At 70.7% G+C, this 17,212-nt stretch carries 11 protein-coding genes; 10 read left to right on the top strand and 1 reads right to left on the bottom strand.

Translation table 11 applies throughout. The annotated features are described in order from the left end of the window. The first annotated feature begins 3 nt into the window (after positions 1–3). The 10 genes from HUA78_RS13655 to HUA78_RS13610 all read left to right on the top strand — a co-directional run bounded on the left by HUA78_RS13655 (position 4) and on the right by HUA78_RS13610 (position 16,024). A complete protein-coding gene (locus tag HUA78_RS13655) occupies positions 4–2,505 on the top strand; it encodes a serine/threonine-protein kinase (protein ID WP_174476447.1) in 2,502 nt (833 codons plus the stop codon). 20 nt (positions 2,506–2,525) lie between these two features. Continuing rightward, entirely contained in the window at positions 2,526–5,381 is a 2,856-nt protein-coding gene (locus HUA78_RS46410) for a serine/threonine protein kinase (RefSeq protein ID WP_254623702.1), read from the top strand. Positions 5,382–5,665: 284 nt separating this feature from the next. Beyond that, complete coding sequence (locus tag HUA78_RS13645; RefSeq protein ID WP_141643792.1) at positions 5,666–6,190, top strand: MerR family transcriptional regulator; 525 nt, start codon at positions 5,666–5,668, stop codon at positions 6,188–6,190. Between the two features lie 55 nt (positions 6,191–6,245). Beyond that, positions 6,246–6,737, top strand: a complete 492-nt coding sequence (locus HUA78_RS13640) for a sigma factor-like helix-turn-helix DNA-binding protein (RefSeq protein ID WP_141322767.1) — start codon at positions 6,246–6,248, stop codon at positions 6,735–6,737. Between the two features lie 104 nt (positions 6,738–6,841). Continuing rightward, on the top strand, positions 6,842–8,386 hold the full coding sequence (gene purH, locus HUA78_RS13635) for a bifunctional phosphoribosylaminoimidazolecarboxamide formyltransferase/IMP cyclohydrolase (RefSeq protein WP_174462318.1): 1,545 nt from the start codon (positions 6,842–6,844) through the stop codon (positions 8,384–8,386). Positions 8,387–8,389: 3 nt separating this feature from the next. Then, complete coding sequence (locus HUA78_RS13630) at positions 8,390–11,251, top strand: tetratricopeptide repeat protein (protein WP_174467273.1); 2,862 nt, start codon at positions 8,390–8,392, stop codon at positions 11,249–11,251. A 1-nt stretch (position 11,252) separates the two neighbouring features. Beyond that, a complete protein-coding gene (gene purD, locus HUA78_RS13625) occupies positions 11,253–12,518 on the top strand; it encodes a phosphoribosylamine--glycine ligase (protein ID WP_174462320.1) in 1,266 nt (421 codons plus the stop codon). After that, on the top strand, positions 12,515–13,624 hold the full coding sequence (locus HUA78_RS13620; protein WP_174455168.1) for an LptF/LptG family permease: 1,110 nt from the start codon (positions 12,515–12,517) through the stop codon (positions 13,622–13,624). The genes purD and HUA78_RS13620 overlap by 4 nt, the downstream gene beginning before the upstream one ends. Further along, the gene (locus HUA78_RS13615) at positions 13,621–14,736 is read left to right on the top strand and encodes an LptF/LptG family permease (protein ID WP_174462321.1); all 1,116 of its coding nucleotides are present in this window, start codon (positions 13,621–13,623) and stop codon (positions 14,734–14,736) included. Before HUA78_RS13620 ends, HUA78_RS13615 begins: the two co-directional genes overlap by 4 nt. A 13-nt stretch (positions 14,737–14,749) precedes the next feature. Beyond that, positions 14,750–16,024 (top strand): O-antigen ligase family protein, encoded by a 1,275-nt coding sequence (locus HUA78_RS13610; protein ID WP_174467272.1) that lies wholly within the window; start codon positions 14,750–14,752, stop codon positions 16,022–16,024. Between the two features lie 27 nt (positions 16,025–16,051). Here HUA78_RS13610 and HUA78_RS13605 read toward each other — a convergent pair whose 3' ends face one another. Then, a complete protein-coding gene (locus HUA78_RS13605) occupies positions 16,052–17,167 on the bottom strand; it encodes a glycosyltransferase family 1 protein (RefSeq protein WP_174455171.1) in 1,116 nt (371 codons plus the stop codon). Between the last annotated feature and the right edge of the window lie 45 nt (positions 17,168–17,212).

Genomic DNA, 17,212 nt, shown 5'->3' with positions numbered 1-17,212 from the left:
GCCGTGACCATTGAAACGTATGGCAGGTACCAGCTCCTGAAGCGACTCGCCATGGGCGGGATGGCGCAGCTGTATCTGGCGCGCCAGCCAGGTCCGGAGGGCTTCGAGAAGCTGGTGGTGGTGAAGCGAATTCTTCCGCACCTCGCGGAGAACGACGACTTCGTCAAGATGTTCCTGGACGAGGCGCGAATCGCCGCGCGGCTCAATCACGCCAACGTCGTGCAGATCTTCGACCTGGGCGCGCAGGACGACTCGTTCTTCATCGCCATGGAGTACATCCATGGCGAGGACATGCGGCGGGTGTGGAAGCAGTCGGAGGCCGTGGGGCAGCCGATACCCGTGCCGCTGGTGTGCCGCATCCTCATCGAGGCGTGCTCGGGCCTGGACTACGCGCACAAGCGCACGGACCCGACGTCGGGCCGGCCGCTGGACATCGTCCACCGCGACGTGTCCCCGCAGAACATCCTCGTCACGTTCGAAGGCGGCGTGAAGGTGGTGGACTTCGGCATCGCCAAGGCGGCGGACCAGGCCACCGTCACGCGCTCGGGCGTGCTGAAGGGGAAGTATTCGTACATGTCGCCGGAGCAGGCGGCGGGGCAGCGCGTGGATTGTCGCTCGGACATCTTCGCGCTGGGCGTGGTGCTGTACGAGCTGCTCACGAGCACGCGCCTGTTCAAGCGCCCCAGTGACATCCAGACGCTGGCCGCCGTGGCCGAGTGCAAGGTGGCGCCGCCGTCGCAGGTGACGCCGCGCGTGCCGCAAGATCTGGACGCCATCGTCCTCAAGGCGCTCGCGAAGGACCCGGCGGAGCGCTACCAGGAAGCGGTCCACCTGCAGCTGGCGCTGGAGGACTGGCTGACGGAGCGTCGGTTGCCGTCGTCGACGGCCCATGTCGGCGCGTACATGAAGGAGATCTACGCGGAGCGGCTGGCGTCGGAGGCGCGCTCGGGCGAGCTGTTGATGGAGGACTCGGATCCGGCGTCGGGCTCCGGGCGGCAGGACGCGAGCTCGCGGCGTTCGGGGCTGCGGCCCGCGCTGTCTCGCGCCAGTGTGGCGCCGGAGGGGGAGACGGCGGCGCTGCGCCCTCGTGGCACGGGGAGGACGGGGCGCATCGAGCTGGAGTCGCCCAGCTCCCGGATGACGGGGCAGCGCCGCGCGGTGGAGTCGGCACCCCCGGACAGGGCCTCGCGTTCGGGCCTGGGCGCGGTGCCGCCGGTGCATCGGGTGGAAGAGGACGCGCCGACGATGGATGGCCGCGCCGCCGCGCGCGCGACGCTGACGGACGTGAAGGCCGCCACCGAGCCGAAGCCTGTCGAGGGGCGTGCTGCTTCGCGCGTGTCGAACCCGCAGGCGCGGGAGCAGGAGTCGCAGGGGGCGGAGGGGCGCGCCGTCACGCGGCCGATGCCCGCCGTCGTGCATCACGTGGAAGAGGACGCGCCGACGCTGGCAATGCCGGAGATGGCGGGACCGCTGCCCCGGCCGTCACGATTGGCGCTGCCGCTGCCTCGGGGCGCCGCGGCCCTGGACGCGTTGGAGGAGCAGGAGGAGGACGCGCCCACGCTGTCGCTGGGGATGTCTCGGCCCGGGCGCAAGAAGGCAGCGGCGGGGCGTCAGGCGGAGACGCCGCCCCCGGCTTCGCGGCTGGGGTGGTGGATTCCCACGGTGGGGTTGGGGCTGGTGGTCCTGGTGCTGCTGTGGGGCTGGCTGAAGCCGGGGCCCGCCGCGCAGGCGCCCGCGCGCGTCGAGTCCGTGCCCACGGGGGCGCGGGTCATGTTCGACGGGCAGGAGCTGGCGGAGCGCACGCCGGTGACGCTGCCCGCGATGCCCGAGGGGCGTTATTCGCTCGTGCTGTCGCGCGAGGGCTACCAGGAGCTGCGGACGGAGCTGGAGGTCCAGGCCACGGGGCCGGTGCCGCTGGGCGTGCTGCGGCTGGTTCCGGTGGTGCAGCAGGCGCATGTGCCGGAGACGCCGCCCGTGGCCGTGGAGAACGCACCGCCGGCCCAGGAGCCCGCGGCCGTGGCGAAGGTGCGGCTGCGGGTGGAGGCGCAGCCCGCGCAGGCCGTCGTCATCGTGGATGGGCGGCCGCAGGGCGCGGCGCCGGTGATGCTGGAGGCCGCGCCGGGGGTGGCGCTGGCAGTCCGGGTCGAGGCCGCGAAGCATCAGCCGAGTGAGCGCACGGTGACGGTGGGCTCGGGGCCGGAGCAGGTGGAGCGCTTCACGTTGCATCCGGAGGCTCGGGTGGCGCCTCCCGTGACGCCGCCGCGTCCTCCGAGGCAGGAGTCGCGGGCGGAGACGCGCACGGCCAAGGTCCGCTTCGCGGTGCGGCCGTGGGCGGAGGTGACGTGCGGAGGGAAGAAGCTGGGGGAGACGCCGTTCGAGGCGGTGGAGCTGCGCGTCGGCACCTATGACTGCAAATTCTTCAACCCCGACCTCAAGAAGACGCTCAGTCGACGTATCGAGGTGAAGGCCATCGACCTCAACGTGGTGAGTGTGAAGTTCGAATAGCGCATGTTCCGGAAGCCCTCTTGACGCTCGTCGCCGGCATGCAGATCGGCAAGTACGTCGTCCGCCGCAAGCTCGCGGAGGGCGGGATGGCGGAGATCTACCTGTGCACCGCGCGGGGCGCGGAGGGTTTCGAGAAGGAAGTCGTCATCAAGCGGGTGCGTGCCTTCCTCGCCAGCGACCCGGAGTTCGTGGGGATGTTCATCGCGGAGGCCCGGCTGGCCTCGCGGCTGAACCACGAGAACGTGGTGCAGATCTTCGACTTCGACAAGCACGAGGACACGTACTACCTGGCCATGGAGTACGTGCGTGGCTGCTCCTTGTGGGAGCTGCGGCGGCGGTCCAAGGAGATGATGGACCCGGTGCCTCCGATGCTGGTGGCGCACATTGGCGCGGAGGTGGCCCGGGGGCTGCACTACGCGCATCGGCTGAAGGTGAACGGGCAGCCGCTCGACCTGGTGCACCGGGACGTCACGCCGCACAACGTGCTGCTGTCATACGACGGCGCGGTGAAGCTGACGGACTTCGGCATCGCGAAGGCCGGCAAGAAGCTGACGCAGCCCGGAGTGCTCAAGGGCAAGTTCGCGTACATGTCCCCGGAGCAGGCGCGAGGGGAGGCGGTGGACTCCCGCACGGACCTCTTCGCGCTGGGCGTGGTGCTGTGGGAGATGCTGACGGGCGGGCGGTTGTTCGACGGGGACTCGGAGCTGGCGGTGCTGCGCGCGGTGCAGCACAGCGCCATTGCTCCGCCGGCCCGGCTCAACCCGGAGGTGCCCCCGGAGCTGGACGCGGTGGTGATGCGCGCGCTGGAGCGCGACCCGTCCGCGCGCTTCCAGACGGCGGGTGAGCTGGAGCGGGCCCTGGCCCAGTGCGTGTTGAAGCACGCGACGTCGGTGGACGACACGGACCTGGGAGCCTTCCTGCGGCGCCTGTTCCCCGGGAGCCTCACGCAGGCGATGCCCACGGTGCAGGAGCGCACGCACGTGGTCCAGGGGACGCCGGTTCCCGACGACGATGATGACGATGTGCCAGCGCCGCGCAGGGAACCCACGGCGGTGATGGCGGCGGGACGCGTGGGGGTGGCGGTGCCGTCCTCGCCCGATGAGGACGTGGATGCGTCCACGTTCGTGCTTCCCCGTCGGAGTGAGGACGTGGAGGCGCTGTCCGTGCCGCTGCCACCCATGGCCACGCCGATGATGCCGCTGCCCGCGGTGGCTTCGTCACCCGTGCCTCGCGCGAACGCGCCGCTGCCGCCGTTGGCCGCGCCCATCGCCACGGTGCGCCCGAGCCGTCCCGAGGGGACGCCCGCCGTGGCTTCGTCGGAGGAGGGGGGCGGTGGAGGTCCGCGCTCCGACGTCACGCCGGTGCCCACGAAGACGCCGAGCCGTTCGGGTGGGCTGTCGCCCGTGGCGAGTGGTTCGCAGGGGGAGGGGGACTTCGCGCGGGCCTCCACGAAGACGCCGAGCCGTTCGGGTGGGCTGTCGCCCGTGGCGAATGGTTCGAGGGGGGAAGGGCTTCACCCCGACAACACATCGGCACCCACGAAGGCGCCGAGCCGTTCGGGCGAGCTGGCATCCGTGGCGATGAACTCAGCGGGCACTGGCGCTGGGCTCCGCGCCGAGAGCACGTCGGTGCCCACGAAGACACCGAGCCGTTCGGGTGGGCTGGCGCCGGTCGCGACGCAGGCTCCTTCCGATGCTTCGTCGCGAGGCGCCGAGTCGGAGCGCTCCTCGCTGGGTGGCGACGAGGTGGCGCGCGGCGACGTCGAGCCCTCCGGACAAAACTCCGAGTCGGGGCAGGCCGTGCGTCCCTCACGCGAGGCAGACGCGATGAGCCCTGCGAAGCAGGGGAGTATCGGGGCTTCGTGGGAAGACTCCGAGGAAGACGGCGCCTGGGAGGAGGATCTCCCGGCGAATGCTAGCGAGCGGGACTCCTCCGATGCGCTGACGCCCGCCTCGGAGATGGCCCTCCCGTCGAACTCCGGGCGTGCCGATGTCGTGTCTGCGTCCGTGGCTCCTGAGCTGTCGACCGCCTCTCACGAACAGCGTGACTCCAAGGAGCGCGGTGCCGGGGCAACCTCCAGTGGGCACGCGTCGACCGCACCTTCGACCCGAGCGCCCGTGCTGGATGCGCGAGAGGGGGGGCCTCAGTCCCTCTCCGGCAGCGAGGTCCCCACTGTCACCGATACCTCGCCGGGAAGGCCGAAGCCCTCGGTGTGGCTCCGGCCTCGTCGCATGTTGGGTCTCACCATGAGACTGGGGCTGCTGCTCATCGTGGGGGCCGGGGTGATGAATGGTCTCCGAGGAGACCCGTCGACGGAGACGGCCACCACTGGCAACGGCCCCTTGGCCGCCGCTCCGAAGGACGGCACGCCCACCGGAGCCACCCCACCGGCGCCCACCGATAGCGCGCCTCCTGGGGGCGAGCCTGGCGGAAGTGTCGTGAAGGAGACGAACGGCCCGGTGCCCGCCGTGACGCCGTCCCAGGCCGAGCCGGGCTCCGTCGCATCAGGCACCACTCCGTCCGCCGCGAGCCCCGAGCCGGTGCCCTCCGAGTCGGATGTGGAAGTGGAAGGCCTGAAGCGAGAGGCCGTTCTTGGTATCGGCTCGAAGGCCGTCGACCCGGAGGTCCGCTCGGAATCCACGCCGCGAGCCGCGCCCAGCGCGACGGGCCTGCTCCAACTCCGGGCAACCCCGTACGCGACGGTGTTCCTGGATGGGCGACGCCTGGGCGAAGTCTCGGGACGCGCCTCCTACAAGCTGCCCCCCGGCACGTACACGCTGCTGTTCAAGCACCCCTTGGGCGAGAAGCGCTTCGACGTCACCATCACCGCCGGCGCCACGGTGACGCGCGAGTTCCGCGCGCCGCGCGGCCGCTGAGCCCGCGCCACCTCGGCGCATCCCGCATCCCCCTGTCGACCCCGCGCTGACGCGTGCGTGCCCAACGGGCGCCGTCGTCTCGCCCGCGGTTCGTGCTGTTCGAAGCGCTCCGGGTCTCCATCTACCCCCGTCGTGACACCGCGCCGTGACGCACGGACGCGTCCTCGCGCCCTCTTTCTCGAAACGTGAACCGGCCGACACCGCAACGGACCTGTAGCGGTCTGCCTTGACACCGAAGGCCTGTTTCTGGCACTCAGTGTCCTCCTCTGAGTAGCTTATATTCAATGGAACCGATGGACCTGCTGGCTCCCGACGAGATTGCTCGGATTGAGCGCGACAACGCGGGAGGACTTCCCGCGAGCGCGATTCTGGAAATCTTTCGTCCGAGGGGCGTGCGTCTGTCGGAAGCGACCTTCCGCAAGTACGTCCAGGCGGGGTTGCTACCGAGGAGCCGTCGGGTGGGGCGGAAGGGCAAGCACCAGGGGAGCCTGGGGCTCTATCCGGTGGAAGCGGTGCGCCGCATCAACGTCATCAAGAAGATGATGGCGGAGGGGCACACCCTCGAGGACATCAAGAAGTCCTTCGTGTTCCACAGCAACCACATCGACCAGGTGGAGCGGGACCTCGGCGGTCTATTGGATGGGCTGCGGGACGAGTTGGGAGAGCGAGCCTTCGGGGGAGAGCACCGACGTTCGCTCGAGGCGGAGTTGGCAACGCTGCGGCAAAGAGCGCAGGATCTGGTCCGGGACGTGGCCCGGCTGGGCAGCGCAGTCACCGCACGCGAAGACGAAACGATGAGTTCGCAATAAGATGCCGGCCCTGGAGCCGGTGGACCCGGTTAGACTGGCCTCACGTGGAGGGGACATGTCGGAAGTGAAGCAAGTGGAGGAGGGCGGAGACCAGGCGCAAGAGGACCTGGCGCAGGAGCGCCGACGGTCCAAGACGATGTCGCGCAAGGAGATGGCGCGTGATTTGCGCCGTCGACGTCTCACGGGTCAGGTGGACCCGGAAGAAGCGGACCTGCTCAAGCAGATGGACGACACGCGTCCGCGCACCCGCGCCGACTGCGTCAACGGTCCGCGCCCGTGCATGTTCGTTTCCTGCAAGCACAACCTCTATCTGGATGTGAATCCGGAGACGGGGTCCATCAAGCTCAACTTCCCGGACAAGGAAATCTGGGAGCTGGAGCACACCTGCGCCCTGGACGTGGCGGAGAAGGGCGGCATCACGCTCGAGGAGGTGGGGGAAATCATGAACCTCACCCGTGAGCGCATCCGTCAGGTGGAGACGCGCGGGCTGATGAAGCTGCGCGAGGCCACCGAGGCCGAGCCTCCTGTCTCGGCCCGCAAGCCTTGAAGTGACCGGCGGCTTGCTGCCGCCGACGTAGCGCCGACGTGTTGCGTTGACACCCCAGGGGGTGGTTGCTACTACCGCCGCTCCCCGCACACCGAGGCGCACACGTGCTGGCTCTCCTCAGCGTTTCCGATAAGCGAGGTCTGGTTCCCTTCGCCCAGGGGCTGGTTGGCCTGGGCTACCGTCTGCTGTCGACGGGTGGCACGTTGGAGGCGCTCAAGGGCGCCGGTATCGCCGCCACGCAGGTGTCCGAGCACACACACAGTCCGGAGATTCTCGGCGGACGTGTGAAGACGCTCCACCCGCGCATCCACGGCGGCATCCTCGGTCGGCTGGAGCTGGAGGCGGACCGCGAGGAGATGAAGGCTCACGGCATCGAGCCCATCTCCCTGGTCGCCGTGAACCTCTATCCGTTCCGCCAGACGGTGGCGTCGGGCGCGGCCGAAGCGGAGGTCATCGAGCAGATTGATATCGGCGGGCCCGCGATGGTGCGCGCCTCCGCGAAGAACTTCCGTCACGTGGCCATCGTCGTGGACCCGGACGACTACCCCGCGGTGCTCGCGGAGCTGGAGCAGCAGAAGTCGGTGGGCGAGGCGACGCGCCGCAAGCTGATGCGCAAGGCATTCGCGCACACGGCGGCCTACGACGCCTCCATCTCCGCGTGGTTGTCCGCCGAGGCGGGCGAGCCGTTCCCCGGAGAGCTGTCGCTGTCGTTCCGCAAGGCGCAGGACCTGCGCTACGGGGAGAACCCGCACCAGCGCGGCGCCTTCTATCGTGAGCACTCGGCGCCCTCGGAGCCGACGGTGGGCTTCGCCCGGGTGCTGCAGGGCAAGGAGCTTTCGTACAACAACATCCTGGACCTGGATGCCGCGCTGGGGCTGGTGCTCGAGTTCCCCGAGCACCCCACCGCCGTCATCATCAAGCACAACACTCCGTGTGGTGTGGCGGTGGATGACTCGCTGGTGAAGGCGTACCGCACGGCACGGGCGGTGGATGAGATCTCCGCCTTCGGTGGCATCGTCGCGTTCAACCGCGAGGTGGACGAGGCCACGGCCCAGGCCATGGCGGAGACATTCCTGGAGGCGGTCATCGCGCCCTCCTACTCGCAGGCGGCGCTCCAGGTGCTCGCGGCGAAGAAGAACCTGCGGCTCCTGGAGGCGGGGGCGGCGCTGGCTTCGCCGACCGCCCGGCCGAGGGCTCAGCTCGATGGCCGGAGCGTGTCCGGAGGGCTGCTCCTCATGGACCGGGACGCGGTGGAGCCGGAATTGAGCTGGAAGGTGGTGTCCAAGCGGGCACCCACACCGGACGAGGAGCGGGCCCTTCGGTTCGCCTGGAAGGTGTGCAAGCACGTCAAGAGCAACGCCATCGTCTTCGCCTCTGGCAGCCAGCTGCTGGCCCAGGGCGGCGGACAGACGAATCGAGTGGATTCGGTCCGAATCGCGATGCAGCGCGGCGGACAGGCCCTCCAGGGGGCCGCCGTGGCCTCGGATGCCTTCTTCCCCTTTCGGGACGGCCTGGACGAGGCGGCCAGGGCAGGGGCGACGTGCGTCATCCAGCCAGGCGGCTCTGTTCGGGATGCGGAGGTCATTTCGGCCGCCGACGAACATGGGATGGCCATGGTGGTGACCGGAGTGCGACACTTCCGGCACTGACTCATGCGCATCGTCTGCCAGAAATGCGCGGCTGCCTATGCCATCGATGATCGACTGATCACGGCGAAGGGTGTCCGCGCGCAGTGTCCCCGTTGCCGGAACTTGCAGCTCGTCCGGCGCGATCCTTCGGCCGTGCCCTCAGGGGACGTGCCGGCCGCACCGCCGCGTCCCTCGGCGCCCACCCCTGCGTCGTCCGCGCCACCTCCGGCGGATGACCTGTTTGGCGACTTCGGCAATCCGCCCGCCGCCGTGGAGCCGCCCGCCCCACCGGCCCGGCCCGCGAAAGCCGCGGCGCCGGAAGCGGACCTGTTCGCGGACTTCGGCGCGCTGCCTGCGCCGTCTCCCGCGACGGCGCCCCCCGTGGATCCCTTCGCGGCCTTGGGGCCGGCTCCCGAGTCGTCCGGCGGAGGGGATCCGCTGCTCGACTTCCTCGGGCCCGCACCCACGGCTCCACCCGCGCCCGTCGCGCGCATCTCGTCGGAGCCCGGCGCGGTGCCGGTCTCTGTGGCACCGCCGGCAGCCGCGGCGCCGCAGCGCACGGCGTCGGCTCCGGTCGCGGCCGCCGCGCCCAAGCCCGCGACCATGGGCTGCCGCACGTGCAACAAGCCGCTGCTGGATCCATTCGACCAGGCGCTCGGCATCTGCGACGACTGTCGACAGCGTGAGCCCGCGGGAGGGGCGCCCAAGGCGGCGGCCCCGGTGCCCGTCGCCGCGCCCGGGACGGCGGACTTCCTGCCTCCGCTCACCGCGCCGGAGGAGGGTGGCTCCGATTCGCTGGAGCTGATGCCCCGGGAGGGCTCGCGTGCTGCGTCCGGTGTGCCTTCGCTGGGCTCCGAGCCCCGCAGCAATCCCCGCGCGGCGTCGGGTGCGGCCCGGAGTCAGTCCAACGTTCGCTCCGGCTCCGCGGAAATGCCGGGCTCGCGCGGCTCCTCCAGGGGAGGACGCTGGGCGCTCGTCGGTGGACTGACGCTGCTCGTCGTCGGCACGGGCGTGGGCGGCTACTTCTTCGTGCAGCACCAGGAGCAGGAGCGTCGTCGGACGGAGTCTCCTCCCGTGGCGGTGATTCCCGAGGCCGTGAAGGCGGTGCTGCCCCGGTGGAAGCTGAAGTACCTGATGCTGGAAGGCACGAGCGCGGAGCGGCTCGCGGAGGGGCAGCAGCAACTCGCCCGCGACGAGCGCTCCTCCTACTCGGAGGCCGAGGAGTCCTTCCAGCAGGCCCTGCTCCTGGATCCTCGCAGCGACGCGGCCATCGCGGGCTACGTCCAGGCGCTGGCGCTGGGGCGAGGCGCCGGGCTGGATGAGTCCACCTTCTCGGAGGCGAGCGCGCTCATCGAGGCGTCGGAGTCGCGCGCGGGGCGCACCCCGCTGCTGCTGCTGGCGCACGCCAACCTGCTCCTGACGCGCTCTCGACAGTCCGAGCCGCTCGATAGGGCGAAGGCCCTGGCGAACGAGTTGCTGGTGCAGGCGCAGGCGACGAACGAGCAGAAGGCCGAAGCCAATCTGGTGCTGGGTCGGGCGTACCTGTCGACGTCGGGCGGGCTGGCACGCAAGCACTTCGACTCCGCGCAGCAACTGGCGCCGGAGTTCAAGCGCATCCAGTACTACCGCGCGCTCGCGCACGAGTCGGACGGTGAGTATTCGCTCGCGCTGGAGACGCTGCGCAAGCGCCTGACGGTGGACCCGAGGGACTGGGACAGCCTGGCGGCGACCTCGCGCATCTATCAAGAGGTGGGCGAGGTGGGCGAGGCGCGCCGGCTGTACGAAGCGCGCGTGAAGGCGGACCCCGGTGAGCTGCGCGCCCTGCTGCCGCTCGCGGTGCTGCGCTACCAGATGGAAGGCAATCCCGCGACGGGTGTGCGCGAGTTGCGCGCGCTGCTGAAGAGCCGCGACAGCCATGGTGGCCGCGATGTGGCGGAGGTGCTCGTCCATCTGGCCGCCGCGGAGCGCGCGGCGGGCAACAGCGAGGCGGGAGTGAAGTCCGCCGAGGAGGCGCTCGGGTTGGTGAAGGATCTGCCCGAGGCGCACCTGCAGGTCTTCCTCGTCGCCCTGGAACAGCGCGACGCGGCGAGGGCTCGCAAGCACCTGGACGGCATCAAGGGGCGGCTGGAAGACCGCGCGCTGGAGCTGGTGCTGGAAGGCCGGCTGTTGCTGCTGGAGAAGAAGCCCGCGGAGGCGCTGGAGCGCTTTCAGGATGCACTGACTCGGGATGAGCGTCGGCTGGACGCGCAGCTGCTGGCGGGCGTGGCGGCGGCGGGCGCGAAGCGGCGCGAGGACGCCTTCCGGGCGCTGAACCTGGCGCTGCGCGCGGACCCGCTGCGGCTGGAGCCCAGGCCCGTGGCGACGCGCTTCTGGATGCGGCCCTCGGAGACGGTGAGGGGCGTGGAGGACGTCATCCTCTCGCTGGCGGAGAACGCCGAGGACCCGGGGCCGTATCTCTACGAGGGCTTGCTGCGCTTCCACCAGGGAGACCTGGACGCGGCGGACCGGCACTTCCGCGACGTGTTGGAGTCGGACGCGAACAACGCGGGCGCGCTGTCGTACCGGGCGCTCATCGCGCTGCGGCGGGGGAACCTGGCGGAGGCGCGAGCGCTGTCGACGCGCGCGGTGTCCGCGGGGCGGCAGCTGCCGGTGGCGCATCTGGCGCAGGGGCTGGTGCTGGCGGAGAGCCGTCAGGTGGAACCGGCGAAGCGCTCGTTGCGCGAGGCGTTGGGGCTGTCTCCCACGTTGCTGTCGGCCAAGGCGCGGCTCGCGGAGCTGGAAGCGGCGCAGCGGCGTGACGACGCGCGAACTCAGTTGGTGAAGGTGGTGGGGTTGGACCCCGCGTACCTCCCGGCCAAGCGGATGCTCTACCTGTTGGAACGGTGAGGTGGATGTGAAGGTCCTGTTGCTGGGTTCCGGAGGCCGTGAGCACGCGCTGGCGTGGAAGCTCTCCCAGAGTCCTCGGCTCACGCGGTTGTGGTGTGCCCCCGGCAACCCGGGCACGGCGAAGCTTGCGACCAACGTGCCCGTGAAGGCGGATGCGCCGGACGAGGTGGTCGCGCTCGCCCGCCGGGAGTCGGTGGACCTGGTGGTGGTGGGACCGGAGGCGCCGCTGGTGGCCGGCGTGGCGGACGCGCTGGCGAAGGCGGGCATCCCCTGCTTCGGGCCCGTGGCGGGCGCGGCGCTCATCGAGGGCTCCAAGGCCTTCGCCAAGGAAATCATGGCCGAGGCGGGAGTCCCCACCGCGGCCTTCCGCACCTTCACGGACGCCGTCGAGGCGGAGGCCTACGCGGTGGCGCAAGGCCGCATCGTCGTGAAGGCGGATGGGCTGGCGGCGGGCAAGGGGGTCATCGTCGCGCACGACGTGGACTCCGCGCGAGAGGCGGTGCGCGCGGTGGCGGCCCTGGGCACATCGGGGCAGCGCATGGTGCTGGAGGAACTGCTGGAGGGCGAGGAGGTCTCCGCCATGGCGCTGTGTGACGGCGAGCGCTACGTCATGCTGCCCCTGTCGCAGGACCACAAGCGCGTGGGCGATGGCGACACCGGCCCCAACACCGGCGGCATGGGGGCCTACAGCCCGGCGCCGTTCCTCGACGCGGAGCAACTGGCCGACGTCGGGGAGAGCGTCATCGCTCCGACGCTGGCGGTGCTGCGCGGGCGCGGGCTGCCCTTCAAGGGGGTGCTGTACGCGGGGCTGATGCTGACGCGCAACGGACCCAAGGTGCTGGAGTTCAACGCGCGCTTCGGGGACCCGGAGACGCAGGTGTTGATGATGCAATTGGGTGAAGACCTGCTGCCGCTGGTGGACGCGTGCGCACGTGGACAGTTGCAGGCGCGCCCGCTGGTGGCGGCGCCTGGCGCGTCGGTGGGCGTGGTGCTGGCGGCGGAGGGCTACCCGGAGGCGCCTCGCAAGGGGCAGCGCATCGACGGGCTGGATGCGGTCCCCGAGGACGCCACGGTGTTCGTCGCGAGCGCGGAGATGCGGGACGGGGTGCTGGTGACGAGCGGCGGACGGGTGCTGACGGTGTGCGCGCGGGGCGATGACCTGGCGCGAGCGCGAGAGCGAGCCTACGCGGCGGTGGCGGCGGTGCGCTTCGAGGGCATGCACTTTCGTCATGACATCGGCGTGAAGGGGCTGAAGGCGGCACCGTGACGCGCATCTCCCGCTATCTCCTTCAGGAGCTGTTGGTCCCGCTCGGCGTGTGGGTGGCCTTCATGTTCCTGCTGCTGTTCGTGATGCAGTTCCTGCGGGGCACGGACGTGCTGCTGGGCTCGTCGGTGACGATTACGGACCTGGGCCGGCTGGTGGCCTATCTCACGCCGCACTTCCTGATGATGGCGCTGCCCATCGCCTTCCTGCTGGCCATCCTGCTGGGGCTGGGGCGACTGGGAGAAGACCGCGAGCTGACGGCGCTCCAGGCGCTGGGGGTGGGGCCCACGCGCCTGCTGTTCGCGCCCATGGGCGTGGCGGTGGCGCTCAGCGCGCTGATGCTGCTCATCACCTCCACCGCGCAGCCCTGGGGCCTTACGGGAGTGAAGGAGCTGGTGAGCGAGGTCATCCGGAAGAACGTCGTGGGCGACGTGAAGTCCGGCACCTTCTACGAGGACCTGAGCGACCTGACGCTGTACGCGGAGCAGGTGTCCCCGGATGGGAAGTGGACCAACGTGCTGCTGCACGACGACCGCGAGGCGAGCTCGCCGCTGTTGGTGCTCGCGCACCGGGGGCAGGTGGGGACGTCCAGTGGTGGCGAGGTGCTGCGCTTCGCCCTGGAGGATGGAGAGGTACACCGCTCCGGCCGAGCCTCCGAGGACTACAGCGTCATCCACTTCGACCGGGCGGAGATCAGCGTGGGCGTGGGCGCGTCCATGGGCAAGCGGGGTCGCTTCACCTCCGCGAAGGAAGAGCTGACGCCATCGGAGTTGCTCCAGGCCGCGAGCGAGGCGGAGGCGAGCGGTGGGGATGCGCGCGGCTTCAGGATGGCGCTGCACAGCCGACTCGGTGGCGCGCTGGCTCCCATCGCCTTCGCGCTGCTGGGCACGCCGCTGGCCATCGGCCGGCGACAGGCGGGCCGGGCGTGGGGCTATCTGCTGACACTGGGCGGTTACGTCCTGTACTACCTGCTGAGCCGCGCCTTCGAGCAGTTGGGGCAGCAGGGCAAGCTGCCGGCACCCCTGGCGGGACAGCTGGCCAACGTCGTCTTCATGCTGGTGGGTGCGGTGGCCCTGTATCGGGTGAGCCGCTCTGGGACGGTCCGGTGAGACTGACGCTCTTCGGGTACGTGCTGCGGACCTACGTTCGTTACGCGCTGGGAATCCTCGGTGGGTTGGTGCTCGTCTTCGTGGTGGTGGACTTCGTGGACCGCGCGAAGACGTACACCGGGCCGGGCTGGGTGACGGACGCGGCGAAGCTCTACGGGTACAAGGCGCTGATGGCGGTGCAGCAGCTCGGACCGGCGGCGTTGTTGCTGGCCGCGGGCACGACGGTGTCCGCGTTGCGCAAGCAAGGCGAAGTGACGGCCATCCGGGCGCTGACCTTCGGGCCCACGGCGCTGTACGCGCCGGTGCTGGCCTTCGGGTTGATGGCGTGCACGGGGCTCATCGCCTTCGATGAAGTCGTCGCGACGCATGCCGGGCGCCGCGTCGATGAAATCACCACGCAGCGCTTCAACCGCTGGGGTGACTGGCGCTTCTACTACACGCCGAAGCAGTGGTTCCGACGAGGCGACCACATCTTCTTCCTCCGCGCGGGCAGCGCGCAGGAGGGCTTCCAGGACGTGTCCATCTTCACGCTGTCGCGGGAGTTCAAGCTGCAGCGGCGGCTGGACGCGGCGCGGATGGAGTGGGTGGACGGGACGCGCTGGCGGCTGATGGGCGTGGTGGAGCGCGCCTTCACCGGGGAGAAGCACACCTCCGTGAAGAGCCTGGAGAGCGCCGAATATGAGCTGGGCATCGCCGCCTCTGCCTTTCGCATCCGGCCGGGACGTCCGGAGCAGATGCGGGTGCGGGAGCTGCGCGAGCAGATTGTCGCGCGCCGGGAGGTGGGGCTCGCGACGAAGCAGTTCGAGCTCGCGCTGCACAACCGCTTCGCCTATCCGCTGGCGGCACTTCCCGCGGCGCTGCTGGGGGTGGGGCTGGCGCTGCGCACGAATCGCCGAGGGCACCTCACCGCCGCCATCGTCGAGGGCCTGCTCGTCGCGGTGGCGATGTGGGGCTTGATGATGGTGTGCCGCACGCTGGTGCTCACCGAGAGGTTGACGCCGCTGGTGGCCGCGTGGACCCCCCCCGTCCTGCTCGTGCTGGCGGCCGGGGCGCTGTGGCTGCGACGCGAGGGCTTTCTTCACATGCCCCGCCGTTGGCTCGCGGTGAGGTAGCGTGAGTCCATCCATGGACCTTCTCGCCCAGCCCCGGCTGGACACATTCCTTCGTCGCGCCGTGGCTGGAGTGCTGCTCGCCTGGGCGGTGGGCCTGGTGCTGGCGGAGGTCGTTCTTCAAGTGGCCGCGTCCGCGGCGGTGCTACTGGCGCTGGTGCTGGCCGCGCGGCGCCACCTGAAGCTCGCCCCCGACGTGCGCGCCTATGTGCTGGCCAGCGTGGCGCTGTGCGCGTGGCAGGTGGTGTCTCCCGGGCTGGCGCTGCTGACGGGCGCTGCGAGTGGGTGGCCGCGAAGCTCGCGCTATGGACAGGTGCTGGACTCGGTGGCGGGCGCGGCCGTGGCGTGCGTGGGCACGGTGGGTGTGCCGTGGCTGGCGCTCGCGGGCACGGTGGCGGCGGGGTGGTTGTTCGCCGCGGCGCTGGGCATGTTCCAGAACCGGGTGCGCTGGCCCTGGGAGCCCTTCGCGTTCCTCAAGCTGAACCCGGGCCGGCTTCACGAGAACTTCGGCACGGAGACGTCTCCGCGCTACGCGGCCGGGGGCGTCTTCTTCCACCGGCTGCGCTTCGCCCATGGCGCGATTGCCGCGATGGGCCCCGCGCTGGCGATTCTGGGCGGCTCCGAGGTAGCGCGGCGGCGGGTGCTGGCGGGCGCGGTGGTGCTCGGCATGCTGGTGTCCATCTACAACGCCTTCGCTCGCGCGGCGCTGGGCGCGGCGTTGCTGGTCAGCGTGGTGGCGCTGCTGCTGCTGGTCAGTGGAGTCGCACGCAAGGCGGGGCTGGGGCTCATCGCGGTGCTGGTGGTGGTCGTCCTGGCCTCACCCGCCTGGCGCGCCCGCATGGAGAAGGCCGTGGGCAACATCTACGGCGGTGAGCGTGAGCTGGCCATGACGGTGGGCTGGGGCCTCGTGCGCGAGCACCCGCTGGTGGGCGTGGGCTTCGGCAACCACAAGGCCGCGGTGCTCGCGCGGCAGGGGGAGTCGGGAATCACCGACCTGCTGGCCACCGACTCGCACAACCTCTGGCTGACGGTGTGGGCCGAGACGGGGCTGGTGGGCCTCCTGCTGACGCTGGCCATGCATGGCTTGCTGGGGCTGGCGCTCATCCGTCGCTATCGCGCGGGCTCGCTGGCCGCCACCGGCGCGCTCCTGTCCTTCGTGGGTTTCCACATCCTCGCGCTGGTGCACTACCTGCCATTCCACTCCAGCGTGCACCTCTCCTTCGCCCTCATCTGGGGCCTGGGGCTGTGCGAGGGCAGTGACGTGCTGCGCGCGCGTCCGGCGTCCCGCTAGCTGTCGCGGGCTCGGACCCCGCCTCCGTCAACGAGGAGAAGGCGGGTGGCTTTCGAGCACGCGCCGGTACACGGCGACCGTCTTGCGCGCGCACTCGTCCCAGGTGAAGCGCGCGGCGCGCTCGCGGCCCAGGTCCGTCAACTCCGTGCGCAGGGCCTCGTCCCGAAGCACGCGCAGCGTCGCCTCGCGCCAGGCCACCGGGTCCTCGGGGGAGAGCCGCAGCGCGGCGCCGCCCACGACTTCCGGGAGCGCCGTCGCGTCGGAGGCGAGCACCGGACAGCCCGTCGCCATCGCCTCCAGCGCGGGCAGGCCGAAGCCCTCGTACTTCGATGGCAGCAGCAGCGCCGCCGCCGCGCCATAGAAGAGCGGCATCTCCGATTCGGGCAGCTCCTCCAGGTCAATCACGTTCTCGTACAGCCCCAACTCGTGCGCCACCGCGCCCTTGCCCGCGAGCAGGACGATGGGCACCGGCAGGTCCGCCGCGAAGTGCTTCAACAGCGCCAGGTTCTTGAAGGGCTTCGCGTTGCCCACCGCCGCCACGTAGCGCGCGGGCAGCTCGTTGCGCTCCCTGAACTCGCGGGCCTCCGCCGCGGAGGGTGGCTGGAAGCGCGCGTCCACGCCATTGGGAATCACCTGCAACCGGTAGGGCGACAGCTTGAGGTGCCGCGCCAGCTCCTCGCGCGAGAACTCGGATACCGTCACCAGGGCGGCGGCCCGCTTCGCGCGAGGCCCCACCACCACGCGGTAGTACAGGCTCTGCGCTGGCGAATACTGATGGGCCAGCGCCACGTGGTTGGCATCGTGCAGCGTGGCCACCAGCGGGCCGCTCCAGAACAGGGGCAGGGCGAACGACGTGGCGTGGAAGACGTCGGGCGACAGGCGCGCCAGGTCCGCCGCCAGCGCGGGCTGCTCCACCGGGGACAGGAACCCCGCGAACGAGCGATGCATGGGCACGCGCGGCGCGAGCGCTCCCAGGTCCGAGGGCAGGCCCTCGGGGGGCACCAGCGCGGTGAAGCGCAGGTCCGGGGCAAGCGAGGGGACGCGCCGCGCCAGCTCGAGCGCATAGCGGGCAATCCCGTGCAGCCGGCCGCGCACCATGCGCAGGTCGAGGAGGACATGAGCCACGTGCTTGGCGTACCACACGCGCGGCCCTCATGGGGGGCGGGCAGGCGCCCGCTTCGCGTTGCT

The organism is Myxococcus sp. CA033, assembly GCF_013336625.1.
Lineage (GTDB): Bacteria > Myxococcota > Myxococcia > Myxococcales > Myxococcaceae > Myxococcus > Myxococcus llanfairpwllgwyngyllgogerychwyrndrobwllllantysiliogogogochensis.
This window is presented reverse-complemented; position numbering and strand designations above follow the sequence as displayed.